This window comes from Pseudomonas sp. NyZ201 (assembly GCF_049860765.1).
GTDB classification, from domain to species: Bacteria; Pseudomonadota; Gammaproteobacteria; order Pseudomonadales; family Pseudomonadaceae; genus Aquipseudomonas; species Aquipseudomonas bharatica.
Map to the genome: position 1 here is coordinate 801,202 of NZ_CP187557.1, position 23,922 is coordinate 825,123.

Consider the following 23,922-nt stretch of genomic DNA (forward strand, 5'->3'; position numbering starts at 1 on the left):
TCAGAGACTGGAAAAAAGGGCGTTGAAGGCACGGGCGCGGCGGGTCACTTCCTGCGTGCTGTCGGCACCGAACAGGCCATGGATCACCGCCAGCAGGTCGGCACCGTGCTCGACCAGTGGCGCGGCGTTGTCCAGGGTGATGCCGCCGATCACCGCCACCGGCAGCTTGACCCGCGCCTTGGCCTGGCCGATCAGGGCGAGGTCGGCAGCGGGAGCGCCGGGTTTGGTCAGCGAATTGAAGAAGCGTCCGAAGGCGACATAGCTGGCGCCTTCCCGGCTGGCCTGTTCGGCCAGCTCTAGTTGTGCATGGCAGGTGGAGCCGATGATCGCATCCTTGCCGAGCAAGGTACGCGCCGGCGTCAGCGGACCGTCGGTCTGCCCCAGGTGTACGCCGACGCCCAGGCGCGCGGCCAGTTCGGCGTCGTCGTTGATGATCAGGCGCGTCCTGTAGCGTGCGCACAGGTCGCGCAGGGTCTCGGCCTCGCGCAGGCGGCGGGCCTGGTCGTTGCTCTTGTCGCGGTATTGCAGCAGGGTCACCCCACCTTCCAGCGCGGCTTCGACATAGGGAAGAAAGCGTCCCGCCAGCAGTTGGCTGTCGGTGATGGCATACAAACCGCGGAGCTTCATTACAGGTGCCTCACAGCGAGTCTTGCTTCAGGAGCAGAAATCCAGGGGCAGGCGACGGGGCACGTATTGGCCCTTGCCCAGTTGTTCGGCGTCGCGCAGGGTCCGCCAGGTGTAGTCCAGCGCGGTGCGCACCGCGCTGTGCAGTTGCTCGCCAAGCGCCAGGCGACCGGCCAGGGCGCTGGCCAGGGTGCAGCCCGAGCCATGGTAGCTGCCCGGCAGGCGCTGGCAGGTCCAGGTGTGGCGCTGGCCATCGTGGCTGTACAGGCGGTTGTGGATCTCGGTCTCGTCGCCGTGACCGCCGGTGATCAACAGGTGCTCGACATACGGCAGCAGCTTTTCCGCGCACTCGTCGGCCGTGCCCTCCGGCAGTTCGGCGAGAATGCGCGCTTCCGGCAGGTTGGGCGTGGCGATGGTGGCCAGCGGCAGGAGCCGCTCGCGCATGGCGTAGCCGACTTCGTCCTTGCCCAGCCGCCCGCCGCCGCCGGCGCGCAGCACCGGGTCGCAGACCATCGGCAGGTGCGGGTGGGCACCGAGCAGTTCGACCACGGTATCGACCATTTCCAGCGAGCCGAGCATGCCCAGCTTCACCGCGGCGACCTGCGAGTCGGCCAGGACGATGTTGGCCTGGGCCAGTACCCATTCGCGGTCGAGCACGCGGAAGTCCTGGACGTTGACGGTATCCTGCACGGTCAGGGCGGTCACGGCGGGAGCGGCGTGACAGCCCTGGGCGATCAGGGCTTCGATATCTGCCTGCAGGCCGGCGCCGCCACTGGGGTCGTGGCCGGAGAGACAGAGGACAACGGGGCGGGAGCTGTAGGTATTCATAGGTGCGCGAGCTTACCACCAAACGCTTTTGCCGGGATGTCCGTCATACGGGGCTTTTCTGATCGATCGGACAGGAATTTCCCTGCGCACGGCCGTAAGTACCGAGCCAGAGCCCCCGTGGACGACCTTGTCCCGCCTGCTAGCGATTAAATACCGCTGTGCTAGAGTGCTTCGAAAATGACATCAGGCTCTGCCGGATCTCGTCGTCTCACAAGGACTGGGGCTTACGACGCGACCGTACAGGCCACGCTGGGGCTGTATGCGCTATCTGCTGATCGTTGTACTGGGCTGGCTGCCTTTGCTGGCCGGAGCCGTCGACTTCGACGACTCGACCCGAACCCTGCCCCTGGGCCGCGTCATGCAGGTGTTCGAGGACGCTGACGGTAGCGCCTCCATCGAACAGGTCAGTTCGCCTGCCTTCGCCGCCTCCTTCAAACCGCACCAGGCCGACGTGCTCAATGCCGGGTACTCGACTTCGGCATTCTGGCTCAAGGTCGATCTGCACTATCTCGCCATGCCCCAGGCCGCTCCGCGTACCTGGCTGCTGGAGCTGGCCTATCCGCCGCTCGACCACCTGGAACTCTACCTGCCGGACGCCAACGGCCGCTACCGCCTGGTCCAGCGCACGGGGGATGCCTTGCCCTACGCCAGCCGGCAGATCGAGCAGGCCAACTACGTTTTCGAATTGCCGATGCAGCCGGACCAGCAACTGACCGCCTACCTGCGCCTGCAGAGCGAAGGCTCGGTGCAGGCACCGCTGAGCCTGTGGGCGCCCCGCGCCTACCTGGAGGCGCTGCCGGGCAAGATCTACGTGCTCGGGCTGATCTATGGCGTGCTGCTGGGCATGCTGGTCTACAACCTGTTCATCTACATCAGCGTCCGCGACGTCAGTTACCTGTGGTACATCCTCTACATCGCCTCCTTCGGCCTGTACCAGCTCTCGGTCAATGGCGCCGCCGTCGCCTATTTCTGGCCGGACAGCCCTTGGTGGGCGAACGCGTCCACGCCGTTGTTCATCGGTGCGTCGGGGCTGTTCGGGTGCCTGTTCGCCCGCAGCTTCCTGCGCATGGCCAGTATTGGCCGGGCATTCGATGTGCTTTTGCAGGGGCTAGCGGCCTGTTCGGCACTGGTCATGGTGATTTCGCTGGCTTGCGGTTATGGCCTGGCCCTGCGCCTCGCTACGCTGCTGGCCCTGGCCTTCACCCTGAGCATCTTCGCCGCCGGATGGTTCGCCTGGTGGCGTGGCTTGCGGGTGGCGCGGTATTTCATCGTCGCCTGGTCGGCCTTCCTGGTCGGCGGGATGGTCAACACGCTGATGGTGCTTGGTCATTTGCCCAATATGTTCCTGACCATGTACGCCAGCCAGATCGGCGCCGCGCTGGAGGTCTGCCTGCTCTCGCTGGCGCTGGCCGACCGGATCAACGCCATGCGCGAGGAAAGGGCCGCCGTCCTGCGCGAAGCCGGACAGAAACTGGAACTGCTCAATCGGCAATTGGCCCACAGCAACGAACTCAAGGACCAGTTCCTCGCCACCGTTACCCATGAGCTGCGCACCCCGATGAATGGCGTGATCGGCTCGCTGGAACTGATGCAGACCCAGCCGATGAGCGCGGAACTGGGACAGTACCAGCACACTGCCAGTATCGCGGCGCATGACATGCTGCGCATGATCGACGACATTCTCATCCTCAGCGAACTCCAGGCCGGGCGCCTGGTGGCCCGGGCCGAGCCCTTCAGCTTGCGCGGGCTGGTCCAGGAGCTGCGCACGCGTTTTATCTCACCGGCCATGGACAAGGACCTGTTGCTGCACCTGGACGTAGCCGACAACCTTGCCGACCGCCTGCTGGGCGATCGTCACAAGCTGGCCCTGTGCCTGGGTTACCTGCTCGACAACGCGATCAAGTTCACCCATCGCGGCGGGGTGAGCCTGCACGTGCGCGGCCAGGCCAGCCAGCATCTGCTGGCCTTGACCTTCAGCGTGCGCGACAGTGGCATCGGCTTCATCACCCTCGACGACTCGCTGCTGTACCAGCGCTTTTTCCAGGTCGATGGCTCGATGAGCCGCGAATACGGCGGCCTCGGTATCGGCCTGGCGATCTGTCGCCAGCTTGCCGAACTGATGGACGCGCGCCTGGGCCACAACTCGGTGCCGGGGCAGGGCAGCAGCTTCGACCTGAGCATCGTGCTGGCGTTGGCAAATGCCGCCGGATAGGGGATATATCGCACCGCGTTAGGCGTTTTTGTCACTTTGTACCGGGGGCAGGGCGTGATTCACTGGTTTTTCGGACACGTCCTATCAGGAGCCCCCGATGAACCTGCATCAGTACGCTGAAACCCACGAAGTCACCAACCAGCCGCCATCCCTCGATGGCGCCAATCTTTACCGCCTGGACCTGCCGTTGCAGGAGTGGGGGCGCAGGTACGGAGCCGGTTGGGCCGAGTCGCGGATCGATGCCTACGGGGCCCTGGCCGGTGGGCCGCTGATGGAGGCCGGCTTTCTTGCCAACCAGAACAAGCCGCAGTTCGCCAGCCACGACCGTTTCGGCCATCGCATCGACCTGGTGGAATTCCATCCCGCCTATCACCAACTGATGCGCACGGCCATCGAGCATGGGCTGCCGTCGCTGCCCTGGGCCGAGCCTCGGGACGGTGCCCATGTCGCGCGGGCCTGCATGACCTACCTGCACAGCCAGGCCGAAGCCGGCAGCGGTTGCCCGCTGACCATGACCTTCGCCGCCGTGCCCGCCTTGAAGCTGCAGCCGCAACTGGCCGAATACTGGCTGCCCAAGGTGCTCTCCCGCGAATACGACCCGCGCAATCTCGGCGACCGGCACAAGGCCGGGGTGACCATCGGCATGGCCATGACCGAGAAGCAGGGCGGCACGGATGTGCGCGCCAACACCACCAGGGCGTATGCGGTGGGTGCTCCCGGTCCGGGCCAGGCCTATGAACTGGTCGGCCACAAGTGGTTCTGTTCGGCGCCGATGTGCGATGCCTTCCTCACCCTGGCCCAGACCGACAAGGGCCTGAGCTGCTTCCTCCTGCCGCGCCATCGCCCGGACGACGAGCGCAACCAGTTCTATATCCAGCGCCTGAAGAACAAGCTCGGCAACTGGTCCAATGCCTCCAGCGAAGTGGAATTCCGCGGTGCCCTGGCCTGGATGATCGGCGAAGAAGGACGCGGCGTGCCGACCATCATCGAGATGGTCGCCATGACCCGCTTCGACTGCATGGTCGGCTCCAGTGCGTTGATGCGCCAGGCCCTGACCCAGGCGGCGCACCACTGTGCCCATCGCCAGGTTGGTGGCCGGCTGCTGGCGGAGCAGCCGCTGATGCAGAACGTCATCGCCGACCTGGCCCTGGAAAGCGAGGCCGCGCTGGCCCTGAGCCTGCGCATGGGCCAAGCGCTGGATCATCTCGACGACCCGCAGCAGGCGCATTTCTCGCGCCTGGTGACGGCGGTGGGCAAATACTGGATCTGCAAGCGCGCCCCGGCGATGATCAACGAAGCCGCCGAATGCATGGGCGGCGCGGGTTATGTCGAAGACAGCATCCTGCCGCGGCTCTACCGCGAAGCGCCGGTCAACTCCACCTGGGAGGGCTCCGGCAACGTGCAATGCCTCGATGTGCTGCGTGCCCTGTCCAAGGAGCCGGGCGTGCTCGACAGCCTGTTCATCGAGCTGGGCGACGGCCACGGTGACCGCCGCCTGGCCACGCACATCGCCAACCTCAAGGCCGCTTTCGGCGACACCAGCGATATCCAGTACCGCGCCCGTCAACTGACCGAGGACATCGCCGTCGGCCTGCAGGCGAAGTTGTTGCTGGAAGCCGGCAACGCCACGGTCAGCGACGCCTTTATCGCCAGCCGCCTGGGCGAGGGCGGGCGGGTCTACGGCACCTTGCCACGGGGGATCGACGTTGCTGCGCTGGTGCAGCGCTCGACGCCGAACTGGCCGCTGTGAACGTGCGTGCCTTTGCAACAGGATGTAGGCAAGATGGAAGCCTGCATGTCAGACAGGAAGTAACCCGTGAGCCGTTTTGATGAAGCCTTCGTTGTCGTAGAAACCGCCGAGCAAGCCGTCGATCGTCTGGCGACCCTGCACCAGACCGCCACCGACGCCTTGAGCCAGGCGCTCAAGCGCTACCTGAAGGACCGCACCGAGCCGAACGCCGAGGCGCGTTCGCTGTTTCGCTATCCCGAACTGCGCCTGACCTATCACTACCATGGCGAGGTACCCGCGACCACGCGGGCCTACGCCAAGGTCCAGCTGCCGGGCACCTACAGCGTCACCGTGACCCACCCGGCGGCTTTCCGCAGTTATCTGCTGGAGCAGTTGCGCCCGTTGATGAAGGACTTCACCGTCAAGGTCGAAGTGGGCGTCAGCGAGCAGAACATTCCTTATCCGTATGTGGTCGAGCAGGGCGACGAGCTGGCCGGCTCCGGTATTACCGCAGCCGCGCTGGCGCGGGTCTTCCCGAGCACCGACCTGTCCGCTGCCACCGACGGTATCGCCGATGGCCTGTACGACTGGGGCAGCGCCGAAACCCTGCCGCTGGCGCTGTTCGACGCTGCGCGGGTGGACTTCTCCCTGCGCCGCATCGTGCATTACACCGGCAGCGACTGGCGCCATGTGCAGCCGTGGATCCTGCTGACCAACTATCACCGCTATGTCGACCAGTTCATCAGCCATGGCCTCGAGCAACTGCGTGATGATCCGCGCTTCGTGCGCATGGTCCTGCCGGGCAACGTGATCATCGAGAAGTCCATGGACAACGGCGAGGCCCAGGCGCTGGTGGCCGGGGTGGTCTGGCACCGCTACCAGATGCCGGCCTATCACCTGATCGCCGCCGACGGCGACGGCATCACCCTGGTCAATATCGGTGTCGGCCCGTCCAACGCCAAGAACATCACCGATCACCTGGCGGTACTGCGTCCGCATTGCTGGCTGATGATCGGCCACTGCGGCGGCCTGCGGCAGTCGCAGACCATCGGCGACTACGTGCTGGCCCACGCCTACATGCGCCGCGACGGCATCCTCGACCGCGTGGTACCGCCGAATATCCCGATCCCGGCCCTGGCCGAAGTGCAACTGGCGTTGCAGGAAGCAGCGGCACAGGTTACCGGCGAGCGGGGCGACGAATTGAAGAAACGCCTGCGTACCGGCACCGTGCTCACCTACGACGACCGCAACTGGGAACTGCGCTGGGCCGAGGAACGACCGCTGATCAACCTGTCCCGCGCCGTGGCGGTGGACATGGAAAGCGGCACCATCGCCGCCCAGGGCTATCGCCTGCGGGTGCCGTACGGCACGCTGCTATGCGTTTCGGACAAGCCGCTGCACAGCGAGATCAAGTTGCCGGGGGCGGCCAATGCCTTCTACAACCGTGCGGTCAGCCAGCACCTGAAGATCGGCATCGCCGCCCTCGACCTGCTGCGCACCGAACTCAACTCGTTGCACTCGCGTAAACTGCGCAGTTTCGACGAGCCGCCGTTCCGCTGAGGTTTCATGCCGCTACCCCCCCGCAACCCGCCGCGCCGCCCCGCGGCCAAGCCCGCCGGTCCGCGACGCCCGCCCAAGGCGCCGCCGGCCGAGCCGCGGTTGATCCTGTTCAACAAGCCCTTCGACGTGCTGACCCAGTTCAGCGACGGCGAGGGGCGGGTGACCCTCAAGGATTTCATTGCGGTGCCCGGCGTCTATCCCGCCGGACGCCTTGATCGTGACAGCGAAGGCTTGTTGCTGCTGACCAACGACGGCCAGTTGCAGGCGCGTATCGCCGATCCGAAGCACAAGCTGCCCAAGACCTATTGGGTACAGGTGGAAGGCGAGCCGAGCGAAGAGCAGATCCAGCGCCTGCGCGACGGCGTCGAGCTGAACGATGGCCCGACCCTCCCGGCCCAGGCCCGCCCACTGGACGAGCCGCAGCTGTGGCCGCGCAATCCGCCGGTGCGTTTTCGCAAGAGCGTGCCGACCAGCTGGCTGGAACTGGTCATCAAGGAAGGCCGCAACCGTCAGGTGCGGCGCATGACCGCGGCGGTTGGCTTGCCAACCCTGCGCCTGGTGCGGGTGAGGATCGGCGACTGGACACTGGACGGCCTGGAGCCGGGCCAGTGGAAGGACGTGCCGGTTACTGGTGCAACTCGATCCAGGTGATCACCACGCTTTTGATGATGAAGGCGAGGATGCCCAGGCCGAGCACGAAAAACAGGATGAAGGTGCCGAACTTGCCGGCCTTGGACTTCTTCGCCAGGTCATAGACGATGAAGCCCATGAAACCAATCAGGACGGTGACGAGGATGGTCATCATCCACTCTTCGAACAACACAGGATCCATCGATTCTCTCCGGCAGCGTGAGGCGCCGGATTATACGCCTATCGCAGGTGGGTCAGTGGCAGCTCGGTCGAGGCCAAAACCTGATTCAGGACAAAACTCGAGCGCACGCTTGTGACACCCTCGATACGGGTCAGGTGGCCGAGCAGCAGTTTCTGGTAATGATCCATGTCCGGCACCACCACCTTGAGCTGGTAGTCGGCGTCCATTCCGGTGACCAGGCTGCACTCCAGCACCTGGGGCAGGTTGCGGATCGCCGCCTCGAAGGTTTCGAAGCGCTCGGGCGTGTGCCGGTCCATGCCGATCAGCACGTAGGCGGTCAGGCTCAGGCCGAGTTTCTTGCGATCGAGCAGGGCGACCTGGCGGGAAATGAAGCCGTCGTCCTCCAGCTGCTTGACCCGCCGCGAGCAGGGCGACGGCGATAGCCCGATGCGCTCGGCGAGTTCCTGGTTGGAGATGCGCGCATCACGCTGCAATTCGGCAAGGATGCTCAGGTCGTAGCGGTCCAGCTTGCTCATGGGAAGGGCCTTTTCTGTACGGATTGCTGACAATTATTAATATTTGGCAAAAAATTGCGCAAGTGGTGTTTATATCCGCAATCTTCGCAATCCTCTGCCGGCCCGGTTTTCCTAATATTGTTTCCAGAATCACTGCCCGGACATATGTCCACGGCGACCTCCCCAATCAGGAGGGTCGCGGCCAGCAATCCCACAGGGTTGTGCTTGGCCCCCGGGCTACACACGGTCCACAAGACAGGTGTGAGGTGAGCCGGCGTCACGAGCGTCGAGCCAGGACAAGTTTCTCGAAGGGCGACCCATGGGTCGCCCTTTTTTATGGGCAAGATTTCACCTGCCGAGCCGGATCGCCCCTGCTAGAGTGGCCGCACGATCATTACCACCGGTAGAGAACAAAGCATGACATCGCGTATCTGGCCGCTGGCTGCTGTCGGCCTGCTGTGCCTGAGCCTGAACGTAATGGCCGAGGGCGAGCATGACCGGCGTGGCGAGTCGCCTCTGCAATCCAAGCCGGGCGAAGCCTGGCAGACCCAGCCACCGCGCCAGGGCTACTACCAGGACATTCCCCGGCGCAACGACGGCAACCCGCACTGGCAAAACGGCCCGCGTGGCGAACAGCCGAACTGGGCCGGGCGCCCGAGCGGGCATGGCAACGGCTGGGGGCCAGGGCCGCAGTATCGGCCGGGGCACAGCATCGACCGTTTCCCGGACCGCTACTGGAAGGTGCCTTATCGCGGGCAGGATTATTTCTACTCGGGTGGTTATTGGTACCGGCCGCATGGCGCGGGTTATGTGGTGGTGACGCCGCCTTATGGCGTGCGGGTGACCTACCTGCCGGACTATGCGCGGGAGATGTGGGTTGGCGGGGCACTGTTCTTCCTGGTAGCGGACACTTGGTACCAGTATCTGCAGGACAGTCGTGAATACGTGGTGGTCAATCCGCCGCAGGTGCAGCAGCCGGTACCGGTGCAGCAAGGCGCGGGGTATGACGTGATCGCCTATCCGATGCAGGGACAGCCGCCGCAGCAGGTGGAGCAGGACCGCTACCAATGCCATCGCTGGGCGGTCGAGCAAAGCGGCTTCGACCCGGCCTACGCCAACCAGGCGCCGCCGGCGCAGGTGGCCGACACCTATCGCCGGGCCATGGGGGCGTGCATGGCGGGGCGCGGGTACAGCGTCAACTGAAGACTTGCTGTGCTCTTCAGGGCCTCATCGCTGGCAACGCCAGCTCCCACAGGTTTAGTGTCTGACCTGGGTTTTGTGATCGATCAGAAACCCTGTGGGAGCCGGCGTTGCCGGCGATGAGGCCCGAAGGAACACCCTCAAACCGGATCTGCATGCACCAGCACTTCAGCCCGCGGATACTCCCGGCTGATCGCCGCCGAAGCCTCTTCGCACAACGCATGCGCGCGTGTCAGCGGCAGTTCCCCCGGCAACTCCAGATGGACCTGCACGAACCAGCGATTCCCCGACACCCGCGTACGCAGGTCATGCGCCCCGACCACCCCGGGCACCGCGCAGACCAGCGCCAGCATCCGCTCGCTGACCTGCGCCGGCAGCTCTTCGTCCATCAAGGTGGCAAAGCTCTCCCGGGCGATGGTCAGAGCGCTCCAGAAGATGTAGACCGCAATTCCCAGCCCGAAGAACGCATCCAGTTGCGGCCAGCCATACGCAGCCAGCAGCAGCGCCACCAGGATGCTGCCATTGAGCAGCAGGTCCGAACGGTAATGCAGGGAGTCGGCGCGTACTGCCGTTGAACCGGTTGCCCGTATCACTCGCCCTTGCACTGCCAGCAGTGCCACTGTCAGTACCAGCGACAGCAGCATCACCGCCACGCCGAGCCCGGTGTTGCCCAGCGGCTGCGGGTCCTGCAAGCGCTCGAAGGCCTGGAACGCGATCAATACCGCACTGACACCGATGAACAGCGCCTGCGCCATGCCCGCCAGCGACTCGGCCTTGCCATGCCCATAGCGATGATCCTCATCCGCCGGACGCAGGGCATAGCGTACCGCCAGCAGATTGAGCAATGACGCCGCGCCATCGAGCAGCGAGTCGGTCAACCCCGCCAGCAGGCTGACCGAGCCGCTCAGCCACCAGGCGACGGCCTTGCTGACGATCAGGATGCACGCCACCGCCAGCGAGGCGCGTGTGGCGAGGCGCAGCAGGCGGGCGTGTTCGCTGGCGTGGTCGGTCATGTCAGGCAGCAGGAACCAGGCCGTACATGGCCAGTTGTTCTAGGCTGCCCTTGTGCTGGATCAGGCGCGGGTCGTTCAGCGGCAGGCGCTGGCCCAGTTCGCTTTCGAGGATGACCTGCAGGCGGGCGTTGTCCACCTTGCCGTCGGCGCCGATGGCTTCGTCGAGTTTTTCCGGCGACAACTGCGCGGTGCTGCCGCCAGGCAGGTAGATGGCGCCGGTGGCGAAGTCGACACCGAAGGCGATCAGGCCGGGAATGACGTAGAACAGGATGCCGACGGCATCGAGGGCGACGATCACCGGATCGACCTTGCCTTCGATCTGGCCGCGGCGATCGGGGTAGAACAGGGTGCCGCAAGCCGTGAGCTGGGTCAGCAGGGTCGCGACCAGGATGCCACCAGTGACACGGGAAGGAATACGCATTGAAAGTCTCCGCAAGGATAGCCGCAACGATACCGGCAAAAGGCCGGTGCCAGTGGATAAGACCATGATAGGGCAGGCCGGGTTCGCCGTTATACTCGCCCCTCTGTTTGAGGGCTACCATGATTTCCTTACCGATTGATGCCGTACTGCCATCGTTGCGCGAAGCCCTGGCCGAACGCCACGAAGCCGTGCTCGAAGCGCCGCCCGGCGCCGGCAAGACCACCCGCGTGCCGCTGGCGCTGCTGAACGAGCCGTGGCTGGCCGGGCAGACCATCCTCATGCTCGAACCCCGCCGCCTTGCCGCCCGCGCCGCCGCCGAGCGCCTGGCCAGCGAGCTGGGGGAAAAGGTCGGGGAAACCGTGGGCTACCGCATCCGCCTGGACAGCAAGGTCGGCCCGCGCACCCGCATCGAAGTGGTCACCGAAGGTATCCTCACCCGTCGCCTGCAGGATGATCCGGCGCTGGAAGGCGTTGGCCTGCTGATCTTCGATGAATTCCACGAGCGCAGCCTGGACGCCGACCTGGCCCTGGCCCTGAGCCTGAACGGCCGCGAATTGCTGCGAGACGAGCCGCCGCTGAAGATCCTGTTGATGTCCGCCACGCTCGAAGGCGAGCGCCTGTCCGCGCTGCTCGACGATGCCCCGGTGATCAGCAGCGAGGGCCGCATGTTCCCGGTGCAGATGCACTGGGGTCGGCCGTTCCAGCCAGGCGAACGTATCGAGCCGCGGGTCACCGACACGGTGTTGCAGGCACTGGATGAACAGAGCGGCAGCCTGCTGGTGTTCCTGCCCGGGCAAGCGGAGATTCGCCGGGTCCATCAATCGCTGCAGGAGGCCTTGGACGAGCGTCCGGATATCCTTCTTTGCCCGTTGCATGGCGAGCTGGAGCTGTCCGCCCAGCGCGCTGCCATCGAACCGGCGCCGGCGGGCAAGCGCAAGGTGGTGCTGGCGACCAATATCGCCGAGACCAGCCTGACCATCGACGGCGTGCGCGTGGTGATCGACGCCGGACTGGCGCGGGTGCCGCGTTTCGACCCGGGCAGCGGCATGACACGTCTCGACACCCAGCGCATTTCCCGCGCCAGTGCCACCCAGCGCGCAGGGCGGGCGGGGCGCCTGGAGCCGGGCGTGTGCTACCGGCTATGGTCCGAGGCCCAGCATGAACAGCTCTCCGCCTATGGCAGCGCCGAGATCATCCAGGCCGATCTGTCCGGGTTGGCCCTGCAACTGAGTCGCTGGGGCGTGACGCCCGAGCAGTTGAGCTGGCTGGACACGCCGCCGGCTGCGGCCTACAGCCAGGCCCAGGATCTGCTGCGTCGACTGGGCGCGTTGAGCGAAGGGCGTCTGACCGCCCACGGCCAGGCCATGGCCGAACTGCCGGCTCATCCCCGTATCGCCCACCTGTTGCTGCGTGCCCAGGACCTTGGCCTGACCGCCATGGCCTGCGATGTCGCCGCCTTGCTCGGCGAGCGCGACATCCTGCGCGGCGCCGGCGCTGATCTGCACAGCCGCCTGAGCCTGCTCAGTGGCGAGACCCGAGCCGATCGCGGCAGCCAGAGCGGGGTGCAGCGGGCCCGGCAACTGGCGCGGCAATATCGTGGTTTCCTGCGCGACAAGCCCGGCGCGGCGGTGGCCGACCCGGAGCATCCGCGCTGGCTCGGTGCCTTGCTGGCGCTGGCCTATCCCGACCGAGTTGCCCAGCAGCGGCGCGCCGGCGGCGCCGAGTACCGCCTGGCCAATGGGCGCGCCGCGCAATTCAGCGAGGTCGATGCGCTGATGAAGGAACCATGGCTGGTGGTCGCCGACCTGGGCAGTCGCCAGGGGCAACGCGAGGAGCGGATCTACCTCGCCGCTGAACTCGATCCCGGTCTGTTCGAAAACGTGCTGGCCGAGCAGGTCAGCGTGGTGGAACAACTGGAGTGGGATGAAAAGGAAAACGTCCTGCGGGCCGAGCGCCAGCGCAAGGTCGGCGAGCTGGTTCTCGGTCGTGAACCGCTGACCGGGCTGGATGACGATGCACGTGCCCGCGCCTTGCTCGATCTGGTCCGGCGCAAAGGCCTGGCGCTGTTGCCGTGGACGCCGGAACTACGCCAGTGGCAGGCACGGGTCGCCTTGTTGCGACAGCTCGATCTCGCCAACGGCGGCGACAGCGAATGGCCCGACCTGAGCGACGACGCGTTGCTGGCGACCCTGCCGGACTGGCTGCAGCCCTATCTGGGCAAGGTCACCCGCCTCAGCCACTTCGCCAACCTCGACCTCTCCTCCATCCTGCGCAACCAACTGCCCTGGCCGCTGCCGCAGCGCCTGGACGAATGGGCGCCGGTGCATATCGGCGTGCCGTCGGGTTCGAATATCCGCGTCGATTACAGCGAGCACCCGCCGGTGCTGGCAGTGCGCATGCAGGAACTGTTCGGGCTGGCGGACACCCCGCGTATCGCTCAGGGGCGGCAGAAGGTCCTGTTGCACCTGCTGTCCCCGGCACGGCGGCCGGTGCAAGTGACCCAGGACCTGGCGAACTTCTGGCGCAGTACCTACGCCGAGGTAAAGAAAGACCTCAAGGGACGCTATCCGAAGCATTACTGGCCGGATGATCCTCTGGTGGCCGAGGCCACCGCGCGGGCCAAGCCGCGCGGGACCTGAGGGTCAGCCAGCTTCTGAAAAATCGGCAACCTTCACCGTGCGGCGCAAGCCACCGGTCAGGACCAGCAGGTAGGCGATGCCGACGCCGAACCAGGCCAGGCCGATGGTCAGGGTCAGGCTCGACAGGCTGGTCCACAGCCACAGCGTCAGGGCCAGGCCGACCAGCGGCACCAGGCCATGGAGCAGCAGGTTCTTTGCTTGCCCCTTGGCCAGCAGATGGGTGCGCAGCACCGCCATGTTCACCGCCGAGAACGCCACCAGGGCGCCGAAGCTGATCAGCGAGGCCAAGGTTTCCAGGCTGATCACCAGCGCTACCAGCGAGACCACCGACACCAGCAGCGTGGCGTTGACCGGGGTACCGAAGCGCGGCGACAGGGTGCCGAACAGGCGTTCGGGCAGCAGCCTGTCGCGGCCCATGCTGTAGATGATCCGCGATACCGCTGCCTGCGAGGCCAGCGCCGAACCGAGGCTGCCGGCGACGAAGGCGGCGGTGAAGAAGTTGGCGAGGAACTGGCCGCCGATCTGCAGCATTACCTCGCTGGCCGCGGTGTCGGTATTGTTGAAGTGGCTACCGGGGATCGCCAGTTGGCTGAGGTAGGCGAGCAGGGTGAACAGGGCGCCGGCGACCAGGGTGGTCAGCATGATCGCCCGTGGCACATCACGGCGAGCGTCGCGGGTTTCCTCGGCCAGGGTGGACACTGCGTCGAACCCCAGGAACGACAGGCACAGGACGGCAGCGCCGGCCATCAACGGATCGAAGCCCGGCTGGCTGCCATCGCCGGCGAGCGGCGCCAGCCAGTCCACCGCAGCACCGCCCAGCGACTTGCACGACAGCGCGATGAACACCGCGATGAAGATCACCTGGGCCCCGACGATCAGGTTGCTGGCCTTGGCGACCGAGCGGATGCCGATCACGTTGAGCACCGTCACCAGGCCGATCGAAACCAGCACGAACACCCAGGCCGGCACGGCGGGGAAGGCGATGTTCAGGAACAGCCCGATCAACAGGTAATTGATCATCGGGATGAACAGGTAATCCAGCAGCAGCGACCAGCCGGCGAGGAAGCCGACATTCGCGCCGAAGGCGATGTTGGTATAGGAATAGGCCGAGCCGGCCACCGGGTAGCGCTTGACCATGATCCCGTAGGACGCCGCGGTGAACAGCATCGCCGCGAGTGTCACCAGGTAGGCTGCGGCGGTGCGGCCGCCGGTGGTCTCGGTAACGATGCCGTAGGTGGTGAAGATGGTCAGCGGGACCATGTAGACGAGCCCGAAGAAAACCAGCGCCGGAAGGCCGAGCACGCGGCGAAGTTGATCGTCGCCACCGGCCGTGGAGGTGTGATGCTGCTTGGTCATGAGTGTCCCTTGTATTTTTTATAGGGCTGCACGCGCGAATCGCGAATGGGTGAGGTGGCGATACCTGCCGGTGGGTCCGTGTTTGCGGCCTAGGCTAGCGGGGTGAGGGGGGAAAGAACATTGCAGTGGCGCAAAGAGTGGTTGCTGGTATGCCAATAGGAGTGACGGTGCTCTTTCGGGTCTCATCGCTGGCAAGTCGGAGCGCCGAACCGCAGCTCCCACAGGGTTTTGCGGCGGATATCGGACCCCCTCCTCAGTCCCGATAACCCAAGGCCGCCGAAATCTCCCGGCTCGCCGCCAGCAGCGCCTGCAGAAATGCCTCCTGCGCCACCGCCGTGTCCATCACCGCATCCGGCCCCGACAGGTTGATCGCTGCGGTGATCGCGCCGCTATGATCGCGAACCCCGGCAGCGATGGCCGTCGAGTAATCCGACCGATGCAGCACCCATCCCCGGGCCCGGTCCTCGGCAATCAGTTGCTGCAACTCCGGCAGGGTGCGTGGTGCCGGGGGCGGGTAATCATCCAGTCGCACATGCTGGTACAGCTGGCTCAGCGCGCCCTCGGTCAGCCCGGTCAGCAACACCCGGCCCAAGGCTGTGCCGTGACAAGGCAGGCGCGTGCCGATGGGGATATTGACGGTCAGCCGCTGCGGTGCAAAGGCGCGATAAACGTAGAGGCTGTCGGTTTGCTCGCGAATGCTCAGGTGACACGACAGCGAGGTGCGGTCGCGCAGGTCATTGAGATAGGGCATCGCCACCTCGACGATATCGCGGCTGGCGAGGTAGGCGAAGCCGTCGGAGATGACCCGGCTGCCCAGCTCGAAATCGCTGCGCCCTGCCTTGCGCAGGTAGCCCATGTCCACCAGCGTCTGCACGATGCGGTAGACGGCGGAAGGGCTGATTGCAAGGCGTTCGGCCATGTCCTGCATGCTCAGGCTGCGCTGGCGGGCGTTGAACATGCCGAGGATGGTCAGGCCGCGCTGCAGGGCGGGGACTCGGTAGTCCAGGGGTTCGATGGCGGTCATGGATTCGGGTCCTTTGGCGACTGGGCGGGCTTCATCGCTGGCAAGCCCCCACCCTGTGGGAGCTGGCTTGCCAGCGATGAGGTCATCAGCAACAACACATCAGTTGAGCAAGTTCTCCAAAGCCACCGGCACCCCACCAAACTCCCCCATGGCATCCAGCACCGCACCCTGGAAATACTCCAGCGAAGCCCGGTCGCAGAGCAGATGGAACTTCGCCAATTCCGCACTTCCGGCGTTGATCACGATGACATTCAAGCGCGCCACCGAGGTCTGCGCCACGCTCCCCACCGGGAACGCCTCGGCACGCAGGTCCACGCCGCAGATCTTCGCCATCACCTCGGCCACATGCTTTCCGGACAACTGCAACCAGGCATGGCTGTCCTGCCGTGGCAGCAGGTAGTTGCGTTCCTCGCCCAGCACCCAGCCCGCTTCTTCCGAGGCAAGCCGTTGCCCTCGGTCCGCCAGGCTGCCCAGCAGGAAATATTCGGTCTGCGACAGCCGCGCCACCAGGGTTCCATCCCCGCACAGCACCGCCCGGTTGGGCGCCTCCGGCAAGGAATAGCCGCGTGCCGCCAGCCATTGCGCGGCATCCAGGCCACGGAAACCCACCCGTGGCAGGTCGGTCAGGTCGATGAGCGCACAGCGCTCGATAGGATTGAGACTGGTCATGGCTCAGAGCTCCTGGCGCTGGTTGTCGGGATCGAAGAACGGCAGTTTCACCACGGTGGCCTGGACGATTTCGCCACCTTCCACACGGATCGGAATGCGCATCCCCGGCTCGGCCTGGTCGGCCCCGGCATAGGCCAGCCCGATGATTTGCCCCAGCGTGCTGGAGTATTCGCAGGAGGTGACGTTGCCGCTGATATCCGCGCCCTTGAGCACCAGGTGCCCCTCGAGCGGTTGCGAGCTGCCCTTGGGCAAGGTGAAGCCCACCAGCTTGCGCTTGAGCGGCTGGCGCTCGAGGATCTCGATGGAGCGCTTGCCGACGAAGAACGGCTTCTTGCGCCCGATCGCCCACTGCATGTCGATTTCGCCGGGATGGGTCATGCCGTCGGTGTCCTGGCTGATGATCACGTGTCCCTTCTCCAGGCGCAGCAAGCGCTGGCTTTCCACGCCGAACGGACGGATCCCGAACTCGGCGCCGGCCTCCATCAGCACATCCCAGAGCTTGCCGCCATGTCGGGCCGGCACGTGGATTTCATAGCCCAGTTCACCGACGAAGCCGACCCGCATCAAGCGTGCCGGAATTCCCGAAACGCTGCCGGTACGCACGCCGAGGTAAGGGAAGCCTTCGGCCGAGAGGTCCACATCGCTGCAGATCTTTTCCATCACCTTGCGCGACAGCGGCCCGGCCACGTTCACCGCTGCCAGCGCCGCGGTGACGTTGGCGATGTCCACGTCCAGGCGCCATTGCGCATTCCACTTGAGCATCTGCTGGTAGATGCGGTCGACGCCGCTGGTGGTGGCGGTCACGTAGAAATGCCGCTCGGACAGGCGTGCAACCACACCATCGTCGATCACCACGCCATGCTCGTTGGTCATCAGCCCGTAGCGGGTCCGGCCGACCGGTTGCTTGGTGAACGGCATGGTGTACATGCGCTCCAGCAGTTCGGCGGCATCCGGGCCGCGCACGTCCAGGCCGCCCAGGGTCGAGACGTCGATCAGGCCGACCTTCTCCCGTACATGCCGGACTTCTTCCTGCATGCAGCGTTCGCGCTCATCCGCCTTGCCGTAGTAGGCGGGACGCTGCCAGATACCGGCAGGCATCAGCTTGGCACCGGCGGCCACATGGCGGCTGTGCATGGCCGTATGGCGATACGGATCGAAGGCGCGACCGGCCACATGGGCCAGCTTCTCCGCTTCGAACGGCGGACGCGCCGTGGTCACGCCGGTCTCGCTGATGCTGCGCTGGGTCGCCTGGGCCACCAGGCGTGCCGTCGGCAGCGCCGAGTGACGGCCTTGCGAGGGGCCCATGCCCACCGTGGAGAAGCGCTTGACCAGCTGCACGTCGCGATAGCCATGGCGCGTGGCGTTGACGATATCGCGCACTTGCAGGTCCTCGTCGAAGTCGACGAAATCCTTGCCTTTGGGGTGAGCGAAGATCGGCCATTCGAAGTTGACCCGCGCCTCGCCGGTGAACTCGGCGCTGCCCACGCCCGGTTCCAGCCCCAGTGCCTGCACGGCGGCAGCCGCGACCCGGCTGCCATCGAGCAGCACGTTGTCCAGTTGGTGCCGGCCGTTCACCGAGCCGGCGACGCTGAGGCCATCCGGCAGGCCGGTGATGGCGAATTCGGCGCGATGCTCGTCGTACGCCAGCTTGCCGCCGGCCTGGCACAACAACTGGTACACCGGCATGTAGCCTGCCGACATGCACAGCAGGTCGCAGGCGAGCGTCAGGCCTTGCCCGGCCACCTGGCCTTGGGCCGTGATGCGGCGGATCTCCACGCCACTGACATGGCGCATGCCTTTCTCGTGCAGCGCCTCGTACACCGTGCTGCCCAGGTGCAGCGCAATCCCGCGTTTCTCCAGTGCCACTTTCAATGCCACATCGGCTGGCTGCGCCCGCATGTCCACCAGGGCTGCTACCTGTACACCCTGGTCGGCCAGATCGAGCGCCGCGAGGTAACCGTCATCGTTGCCCGTCAGCACCACGGCGCATTTGCCCGGCTTGACGGCATACAGCTTCATCAGGCGCTGCGCCGCACTGGCGAGCATCACACCCGGCAGGTCGTTGTTGCGGAACACCACCGGCTGGTCGAAGGAGCCTGCGGCGACGATGCATTGCTTCGCCCGTACCTTGTACATGCGCTTGCCCTGGATCACCGGCAGGTAGTTGTCGGTGAACCAGGCATTGCAGGTGGCCTGGGTCAGCACCTGGATATTGGCGTGGCCTTGCACGGCGGCGAGCAGTTCGTGGCGCAGGGCGTCGGCGCGCCGGCCTTCGGCGTCGAAGCGGGCGTAGGTCAGCGAGCCGCCGAGCACCGGCTGCTGTTCGATCAGCAGTACCCGGGCGCCGGCGTTGGCCGCGGTGAGCGCAGCGCTGAGGCCCGCCGGGCCCGCGCCGACCACGGCCACGTCAACGAAGAGATAGGCCTTGTCGTAGTACTGCGGCTTGAAGTTCAAGTCCAGCACGCCGAGCCCCGCCTTCTTGCGGATCAGCGGTTCCCAGATCTTCCACATGCCCTTGGGCTTGAAGAACGAGCGGTAGTAGAAGCCCACCGGCATGAAGCGCGAGAACTTGCCGAGGTACGCGTCGCGGTCGCTGTCCAGCGAGCCGTTGAAGTTCTGTCCGGTGACGGTCATCCCGGCCGCCAGGCCTTGGGCATCGGCCAGCACATTGGGTTCGTCCGGCAGTTGCACCAGGGTGTTGGCATCCTGCCCGGCCATGGTCAGCGGGCCGCGCGGGCGGTGGTACTTGAACGAACGCGACAGCAGCCAGCGGCCATTGGCAAGCAACGCACTGGCGATGCTGTCGCCGGCGAAACCCTGGTAGTCGGTGCCGTCGAAACTGAAACGCAGGGGCTGATCGCGGTCGATCAGCAGGCCCATCGGGGCGGCCAGGCGGCTCATGCGACGCCCTCCTCATGGGCCTTGAACTCGACCCGCTGGTTGAACACTTCCTTCGCGTCGAAGGTGCGAATGATCTGGTCGGTGACCGTGTGGCGCTCGGCGAGGAACCAGTAGCTGGAGGCGTTGTGCATCCACCACTCGCGCACCACCCCGGCCTCGTTGTCGCTGTTGAACACGTAGTCGGCCCACTCGGCGTCGCTGCAGGTGGCCGGGTCGGGCATCACCTTGAATTCGCCGCCGTAGGTGAACTCGCTGATGTTTCTTGGCCCGTTGAGCGGGCAATTCATGATCTTCATGGGATTCCCCTTAGTGGCTGGCCGCGGTGGCGCCCATTTCGTTGACTTGCTGGAAGGTGCTGAAGCGCTCCAGGGCGAACGGCTTGATCAGCTCCGGCACGCGGCCGCCGCTGGCGACCAGCTCGGCCATGGTCTTGCCGCAGATCGGCGTGGACTTGAAGCCCCAGGTGCCCCAGCCGGCGTCGAGGTAGTAATTCTTCACCGGCGACAGGCCCATGATCGGGCTGTAGTCCGGGGTCATGTCGGTGATCCCGGCCCACTGCCGCATCAGCCTGGCGTTGGCCATGAACGGGAACATCTCGATGGCGTGGGCCAGCAGGCTTTCCTTGAGGTCCAGGGTCGAGCGGGTGTTGTACAGCGGGTACGGGTCGGAGCCACCGCCGAAGACGATCTCGCCACGGCTGGTCTGCTGCACGTAGCAGTGCAGGGCGGAAGAGCTGACCAGCGGATCGAGGAACGGCTTGAACGGCTGGGTGACCATGGCCTGCAGCGGGTAGGTGTGGATCGGTGCGCGGATCCCGGCTTTCTTCAGCATCAGCGAGCTGGCGCCGGCGATGGCCTGCACCGCGCAGCCGCATTTCACCGTGCCGCGGTTGGTCTTCACGGCGGTGATGCGACCGTTCTCGATGACCAGGTCCTGGACTTCGGTGAGCTGGTGGATTTCCACGCCGCGCTTGGCGGCCTGCTTGGCGTAGCCCCAGGCCACGGCGTCGTGGCGGGCGGTGGCGCCGTCGATATGCCAGAGGCCGGCGAGCACCGGGATATGCCCCGGGTCGAGGTTCAGGGTGGGAACCAGTTCGCGGATCTGCTGGCGGTCGATCATCTCGGTGCGCCCGCCGAAGTGCTTGTTCACCTCCGCACGCTGGCGGAAGGCGCGCACCGTGGCATCGGTATGGGCCAGGGTCAGCTGGCCGCGCTCGGAATACATGATGTTGAAGTCGAACTCGTTGGACAGCTCCTGGAACAACCGCACCGACTCGATATAGAAGCGCACGCCTTCGCTGGTCAGGTAGTTGGAGCGGATCACCGCCGTGTTGCGCGCGGTGTTGCCGCCACCCAGGTAGGACTTCTCCAGCACCGCGACATTGGTGATGCCGTGGTACTTCGCCAGGTAATAGGCGATGGCCAGGCCATGGCCGCCGCCGCCGATGATCACCACGTCGTAGGAGGACTTCAGTTCGGTTGGCGGCGGCAGGTCGACCTCCGCCGGGTACTCGGAACTCAGGCCGTATTTCAGGAGATTGAAGGGCATGGTGCCTCCTGCTGCAGGCGCGCGGCGGTCAGGGTGTTTTTCATCAGGAAGGCAATGGTCATCGGGCCGACACCGCCGGGTACCGGGGTGATGGCCGCGACCTTGGGCAGGGCGCTGTCGAAGTCCACGTCGCCGACCAAGCGCGAGCGCTCTCCCTCGGTGATGCGGTTGATGCCGACATCGATCACCACCGCGCCAGGCTTGAGCCAGTCGGCATCGACCAGGCGCGGGCGGCCGACGGCGGCGACGACGATATCCGCCTGGCGGCACAGCTCCTTCAGATTGGCGCTGCGCGAATGCACCACGGTCACCGTGCAATGGGCCTTGAGCAGCAGGGCGGCCATGGGCTTGCCGACGATGTTGGAGCGGCCGATGACCACGGCATGCTTGCCGCTGAGGTCGCCCATGCTGTCCTCCAGCAGGCGCATGCAGCCGGCGGGTGTGCAGGGGGTGAGCACGTCGCGGCCCTGGCTGAGGCCACCGACGTTCTCGGCGTGGAAGCCATCGACGTCCTTGAGCGGGTCGATGGCCTGGAGCACCCGGGTTTCATCGATATGGGCCGGCAGCGGTAGTTGCACGAGGATGCCGTGGACGCTGGCGTCGGCATTCAACTCGCCGATCAGGGCGAGCAGGGTGGCCTCGCTGGTGTCGGCCGGCAGCCGGTGCTCCTCGGAGCGAATGCCGCATTCCTCGGCGCGCAGCACCTTGTTGCGCACGTAGACCTGGCTGGCCGGGTCCTGGCCGACGAGGATCACCGTCAGTGCGGGGGCGATGCCCTGGTTCTTCATGGCCGCGACCTGCGTCTTCACTTCCGCGATCACGCGGGCAGCGGCGGCCTTGCCGTCGATCAGCTTGATGGGGGCTGGAGTATTCACCGGAAGATCACCGTACGGTCGCCATTGAGGAAGACCCGGTGCTCGAGGTGGTATTTCACCGCCTTGGACAGGGCCACTGTTTCGGTATCGCGGCCGACACTCACCAGGTCGTCGGCGAGGTAGGCGTGGTCCACGCGTTGCACTTCCTGTTCGATGATCGGCCCTTCGTCGAGATCGGAGGTGACGTAGTGGGCGGTGGCGCCGATCAGCTTGACGCCGCGGGCATAGGCCTGGTGGTACGGCTTGGCGCCCTTGAAGCCGGGCAGGAACGAGTGGTGGATGTTGATGGCGCGGCCGGCAAGCTGTTTGCAGAGGTCGTCGGAGAGGATCTGCATGTAGCGGGCCAGTACCACCAGCTCGGTCCCGGTTTCCTCGATGATCTGCAGCAGGGCCGATTCCTGGCGGGACTTGGTGTCCTTGGTCACCGGCAGGTAGATGAAGCGGATGCCCTCGCGCTCGGCCATGGGGCGCAGGTCGAGATGGTTGGAGACGATGGCGGTGATCTGCATGTCCATCTCGCCCTTGTGGTGGCGGTAGAGCAGGTCGGCCAGGCAATGATCGTATTTGCTCACCATCAGCAGCACGCGCATCGGCTGGTTGCTGCCGTGCAGGCTCCACTCCATGTCCAGGCGCCTGGCCACGGCATCGAAGCCTTGCTCGACCTCGTCGATGTCGCCTTCGTAGTTGTCGTTGAAACGGAACACCGCGCGCATGAAGAAGCGTCCGCTGGTGTCGTCGTCGAACTGCGACATCTCGCTGATGTAGCAGCCTTTTTCCGCCAGGTAGGTGGTGACCGCCGCGACGATGCCGGAGGTGGCCGGACAGCTGATCTTGAGGATGTAGTGGCTGGTGGCGTGATGCATTTCGGGTCCTCGGATGAAGTGGCGGCAGCGGTCGCAAGGCGGAAATTTCAGCGGTGAAGCGGTATTTGATCGGCGAAAATTATTTATTCGTGGGAATAAAATATTCCTTTTGCGCTTTTATAGGCGAAAGGAAGGTGCAGGTCTAGCCTGTGGGGAAAATTTTTATCTTGGGAGGAAACTGAAAGGGCGGGATTTTTGTAGTGGGGCTTAGGGCCTCATCGCCGGCAACGCCGGCTCCCACAAGGTCCCGGGTGCGCCGCAGAACCTGTGGGAGCCGGCGTTGCCGGCGATGAGGCCATCAAAAGCGGTGAAGAATTTCAGTCGTTACCGTAGTTCATGATCGACAACAACCTGATCGGCACCTGCACCAGTTTCTCCGGCCCGTGGGGCACATCGCCGTCGAAGGTCAGGCTGTCGCCGGCCTGCATGGGGTACAGCTGGTTGCCATGCCGGTACACCAGTTCCCCCTCCAGCAGATGCAGGAACTCGGTGCCCGGGTGGGCGAAGGTGGGGAACTCCTCGCTCGCATCGTCCATGGTCACCATGTAGGCCTCGAAGTTCTTCTTCGGCCCGCGTGTATGGTTGAGCAGGTGATAGGTATGGCCCTTCTCGGTCCCGCGCCTTACCACTTCCAGGCCTTCGCCACTCTTGACCAGGATCGCGCTGCCATCGGGCTGGTCGTATTGGCTGAACAGCTTGGACATGGGCATGCCCAGCACGTCGCACAGGCGGCTGAGGATATCCAGGCTGGTGGACACCTGGGCGTTCTCGATCTTGCTCAGCATGCCCTGGCTGATCCCGGCGATGCGCGCGACATCCGCCAGCTTCAGTTCCTGCGCCTGGCGCTCGCGACGTATCTGCATGCCCAGGTATTGCTCCAGGCGAAGGCGGGGTGGGTTCTCGGTGGTCACGGTCGGTCGATCCTGCTTGTTTTCGGTTCAGGAAAATTAATTTCGCACTGAGAAAGTGCAAAAAATCCCGACCTGGCGTGAGTCATGGTCGGGACTTTCCTCGGATGAAAGAGAGTTTCCCATATAAACAGCAGGCCGGTGCAACGCCGGGGCCATTTCTTCCTGTGTCTTGAAAACTGGCAAGCGCCTTGCATTCCTGTCAGGAAACTAAATTTCCTTGTTG

General features: G+C 65.2%; 21 protein-coding genes. 6 read left to right on the forward strand and 15 right to left on the reverse strand.

Annotated features, from left to right (window positions below; translation table 11 throughout):
* Nucleotides 1-627, reverse strand: a complete 627-nt coding sequence (gene thiE, locus ACPFMA_RS03660; RefSeq protein WP_009394937.1) for a thiamine phosphate synthase — start codon at nucleotides 625-627, stop codon at nucleotides 1-3.
* Nucleotides 628-654: 27 nt separating this feature from the next.
* Nucleotides 655-1,452: a hydroxymethylpyrimidine/phosphomethylpyrimidine kinase gene (locus ACPFMA_RS03665; protein WP_425929700.1), complete on the reverse strand. Its 798-nt coding sequence runs from the start codon at nucleotides 1,450-1,452 to the stop codon at nucleotides 655-657.
* A gap of 259 nt (nucleotides 1,453-1,711) precedes the next feature.
* On the opposite strand from ACPFMA_RS03665, the gene ACPFMA_RS03670 reads away from it, so the two are divergent.
* The 4 genes from ACPFMA_RS03670 to ACPFMA_RS03685 all read left to right on the forward strand — a co-directional run bounded on the left by ACPFMA_RS03670 (nucleotide 1,712) and on the right by ACPFMA_RS03685 (nucleotide 7,604).
* A complete protein-coding gene (locus ACPFMA_RS03670; protein ID WP_425929701.1) occupies nucleotides 1,712-3,664 on the forward strand; it encodes a sensor histidine kinase in 1,953 nt (650 codons plus the stop codon).
* A 97-nt stretch (nucleotides 3,665-3,761) separates the two neighbouring features.
* The gene (locus tag ACPFMA_RS03675; protein WP_425929702.1) at nucleotides 3,762-5,414 is read left to right on the forward strand and encodes an acyl-CoA dehydrogenase family protein; all 1,653 of its coding nucleotides are present in this window, start codon (nucleotides 3,762-3,764) and stop codon (nucleotides 5,412-5,414) included.
* Nucleotides 5,415-5,480: 66 nt separating this feature from the next.
* Nucleotides 5,481-6,953, forward strand: a complete 1,473-nt coding sequence (gene amn, locus ACPFMA_RS03680; protein WP_425929703.1) for an AMP nucleosidase — start codon at nucleotides 5,481-5,483, stop codon at nucleotides 6,951-6,953.
* 6 nt (nucleotides 6,954-6,959) lie between these two features.
* Nucleotides 6,960-7,604, forward strand: a complete 645-nt coding sequence (locus ACPFMA_RS03685) for an rRNA large subunit pseudouridine synthase E (RefSeq protein ID WP_425929704.1) — start codon at nucleotides 6,960-6,962, stop codon at nucleotides 7,602-7,604.
* Here the strand turns inward: ACPFMA_RS03685 and ACPFMA_RS03690 are convergent.
* On the reverse strand, nucleotides 7,579-7,785 hold the full coding sequence (locus ACPFMA_RS03690; RefSeq protein WP_009394931.1) for a DUF2788 domain-containing protein: 207 nt from the start codon (nucleotides 7,783-7,785) through the stop codon (nucleotides 7,579-7,581). The two genes, ACPFMA_RS03685 and ACPFMA_RS03690, sit on opposite strands and share 26 nt — an antisense overlap.
* A gap of 38 nt (nucleotides 7,786-7,823) precedes the next feature.
* Nucleotides 7,824-8,300 carry an Lrp/AsnC family transcriptional regulator gene (locus tag ACPFMA_RS03695; RefSeq protein ID WP_009394930.1) on the reverse strand — a complete coding sequence of 159 codons (477 nt, stop codon included), beginning with the start codon at nucleotides 8,298-8,300 and terminating at the stop codon, nucleotides 7,824-7,826.
* A 396-nt stretch (nucleotides 8,301-8,696) separates the two neighbouring features.
* Here ACPFMA_RS03695 and ACPFMA_RS03700 point away from each other — a divergent pair, with 396 nt between their 5' ends.
* Nucleotides 8,697-9,482, forward strand: a complete 786-nt coding sequence (locus ACPFMA_RS03700; protein WP_064302035.1) for a DUF6515 family protein — start codon at nucleotides 8,697-8,699, stop codon at nucleotides 9,480-9,482.
* Nucleotides 9,483-9,619: 137 nt separating this feature from the next.
* Here ACPFMA_RS03700 and ACPFMA_RS03705 read toward each other — a convergent pair whose 3' ends face one another.
* Nucleotides 9,620-10,492: a cation diffusion facilitator family transporter gene (locus tag ACPFMA_RS03705; RefSeq protein WP_064302034.1), complete on the reverse strand. Its 873-nt coding sequence runs from the start codon at nucleotides 10,490-10,492 to the stop codon at nucleotides 9,620-9,622.
* Between the two features lies 1 nt (nucleotide 10,493).
* Nucleotides 10,494-10,913: a polyribonucleotide nucleotidyltransferase gene (locus ACPFMA_RS03710; protein ID WP_425929705.1), complete on the reverse strand. Its 420-nt coding sequence runs from the start codon at nucleotides 10,911-10,913 to the stop codon at nucleotides 10,494-10,496.
* 119 nt (nucleotides 10,914-11,032) lie between these two features.
* Here ACPFMA_RS03710 and hrpB point away from each other — a divergent pair, with 119 nt between their 5' ends.
* Nucleotides 11,033-13,552 (forward strand): ATP-dependent helicase HrpB, encoded by a 2,520-nt coding sequence (hrpB, locus tag ACPFMA_RS03715; RefSeq protein ID WP_425929706.1) that lies wholly within the window; start codon nucleotides 11,033-11,035, stop codon nucleotides 13,550-13,552.
* A gap of 3 nt (nucleotides 13,553-13,555) precedes the next feature.
* On the opposite strand, the gene ACPFMA_RS03720 is transcribed toward hrpB, so the two are convergent.
* From ACPFMA_RS03720 to ACPFMA_RS03760, 9 genes are all read right to left on the reverse strand, one after another.
* Complete coding sequence (locus tag ACPFMA_RS03720; RefSeq protein ID WP_425929707.1) at nucleotides 13,556-14,908, reverse strand: APC family permease; 1,353 nt, start codon at nucleotides 14,906-14,908, stop codon at nucleotides 13,556-13,558.
* Nucleotides 14,909-15,161: 253 nt separating this feature from the next.
* Nucleotides 15,162-15,932: an IclR family transcriptional regulator gene (locus ACPFMA_RS03725; protein WP_064302031.1), complete on the reverse strand. Its 771-nt coding sequence runs from the start codon at nucleotides 15,930-15,932 to the stop codon at nucleotides 15,162-15,164.
* Between the two features lie 99 nt (nucleotides 15,933-16,031).
* Nucleotides 16,032-16,601, reverse strand: coding sequence for a sarcosine oxidase subunit gamma (locus ACPFMA_RS03730; RefSeq protein ID WP_420058290.1), 570 nt, complete (start codon nucleotides 16,599-16,601; stop codon nucleotides 16,032-16,034).
* A 3-nt stretch (nucleotides 16,602-16,604) separates the two neighbouring features.
* The gene (locus ACPFMA_RS03735; protein ID WP_425929708.1) at nucleotides 16,605-19,502 is read right to left on the reverse strand and encodes an FAD-dependent oxidoreductase; all 2,898 of its coding nucleotides are present in this window, start codon (nucleotides 19,500-19,502) and stop codon (nucleotides 16,605-16,607) included.
* Nucleotides 19,499-19,798, reverse strand: coding sequence for a sarcosine oxidase subunit delta (locus ACPFMA_RS03740; RefSeq protein ID WP_009394921.1), 300 nt, complete (start codon nucleotides 19,796-19,798; stop codon nucleotides 19,499-19,501). The genes ACPFMA_RS03735 and ACPFMA_RS03740 overlap by 4 nt, the downstream gene beginning before the upstream one ends.
* Nucleotides 19,799-19,808: 10 nt before the next feature.
* A complete protein-coding gene (locus tag ACPFMA_RS03745; RefSeq protein ID WP_009394920.1) occupies nucleotides 19,809-21,050 on the reverse strand; it encodes an FAD-dependent oxidoreductase in 1,242 nt (413 codons plus the stop codon).
* The gene (folD, locus tag ACPFMA_RS03750; RefSeq protein ID WP_009394919.1) at nucleotides 21,032-21,925 is read right to left on the reverse strand and encodes a bifunctional methylenetetrahydrofolate dehydrogenase/methenyltetrahydrofolate cyclohydrolase FolD; all 894 of its coding nucleotides are present in this window, start codon (nucleotides 21,923-21,925) and stop codon (nucleotides 21,032-21,034) included. The genes ACPFMA_RS03745 and folD overlap by 19 nt, the downstream gene beginning before the upstream one ends.
* Nucleotides 21,922-22,788 carry a formyltetrahydrofolate deformylase gene (purU, locus tag ACPFMA_RS03755; protein WP_009394918.1) on the reverse strand — a complete coding sequence of 289 codons (867 nt, stop codon included), beginning with the start codon at nucleotides 22,786-22,788 and terminating at the stop codon, nucleotides 21,922-21,924. Before purU ends, folD begins: the two co-directional genes overlap by 4 nt.
* 317 nt (nucleotides 22,789-23,105) lie before the next feature.
* Nucleotides 23,106-23,699, reverse strand: coding sequence for a helix-turn-helix domain-containing protein (locus tag ACPFMA_RS03760; protein ID WP_009394917.1), 594 nt, complete (start codon nucleotides 23,697-23,699; stop codon nucleotides 23,106-23,108).
* Nucleotides 23,700-23,922 lie beyond the last annotated feature (223 nt).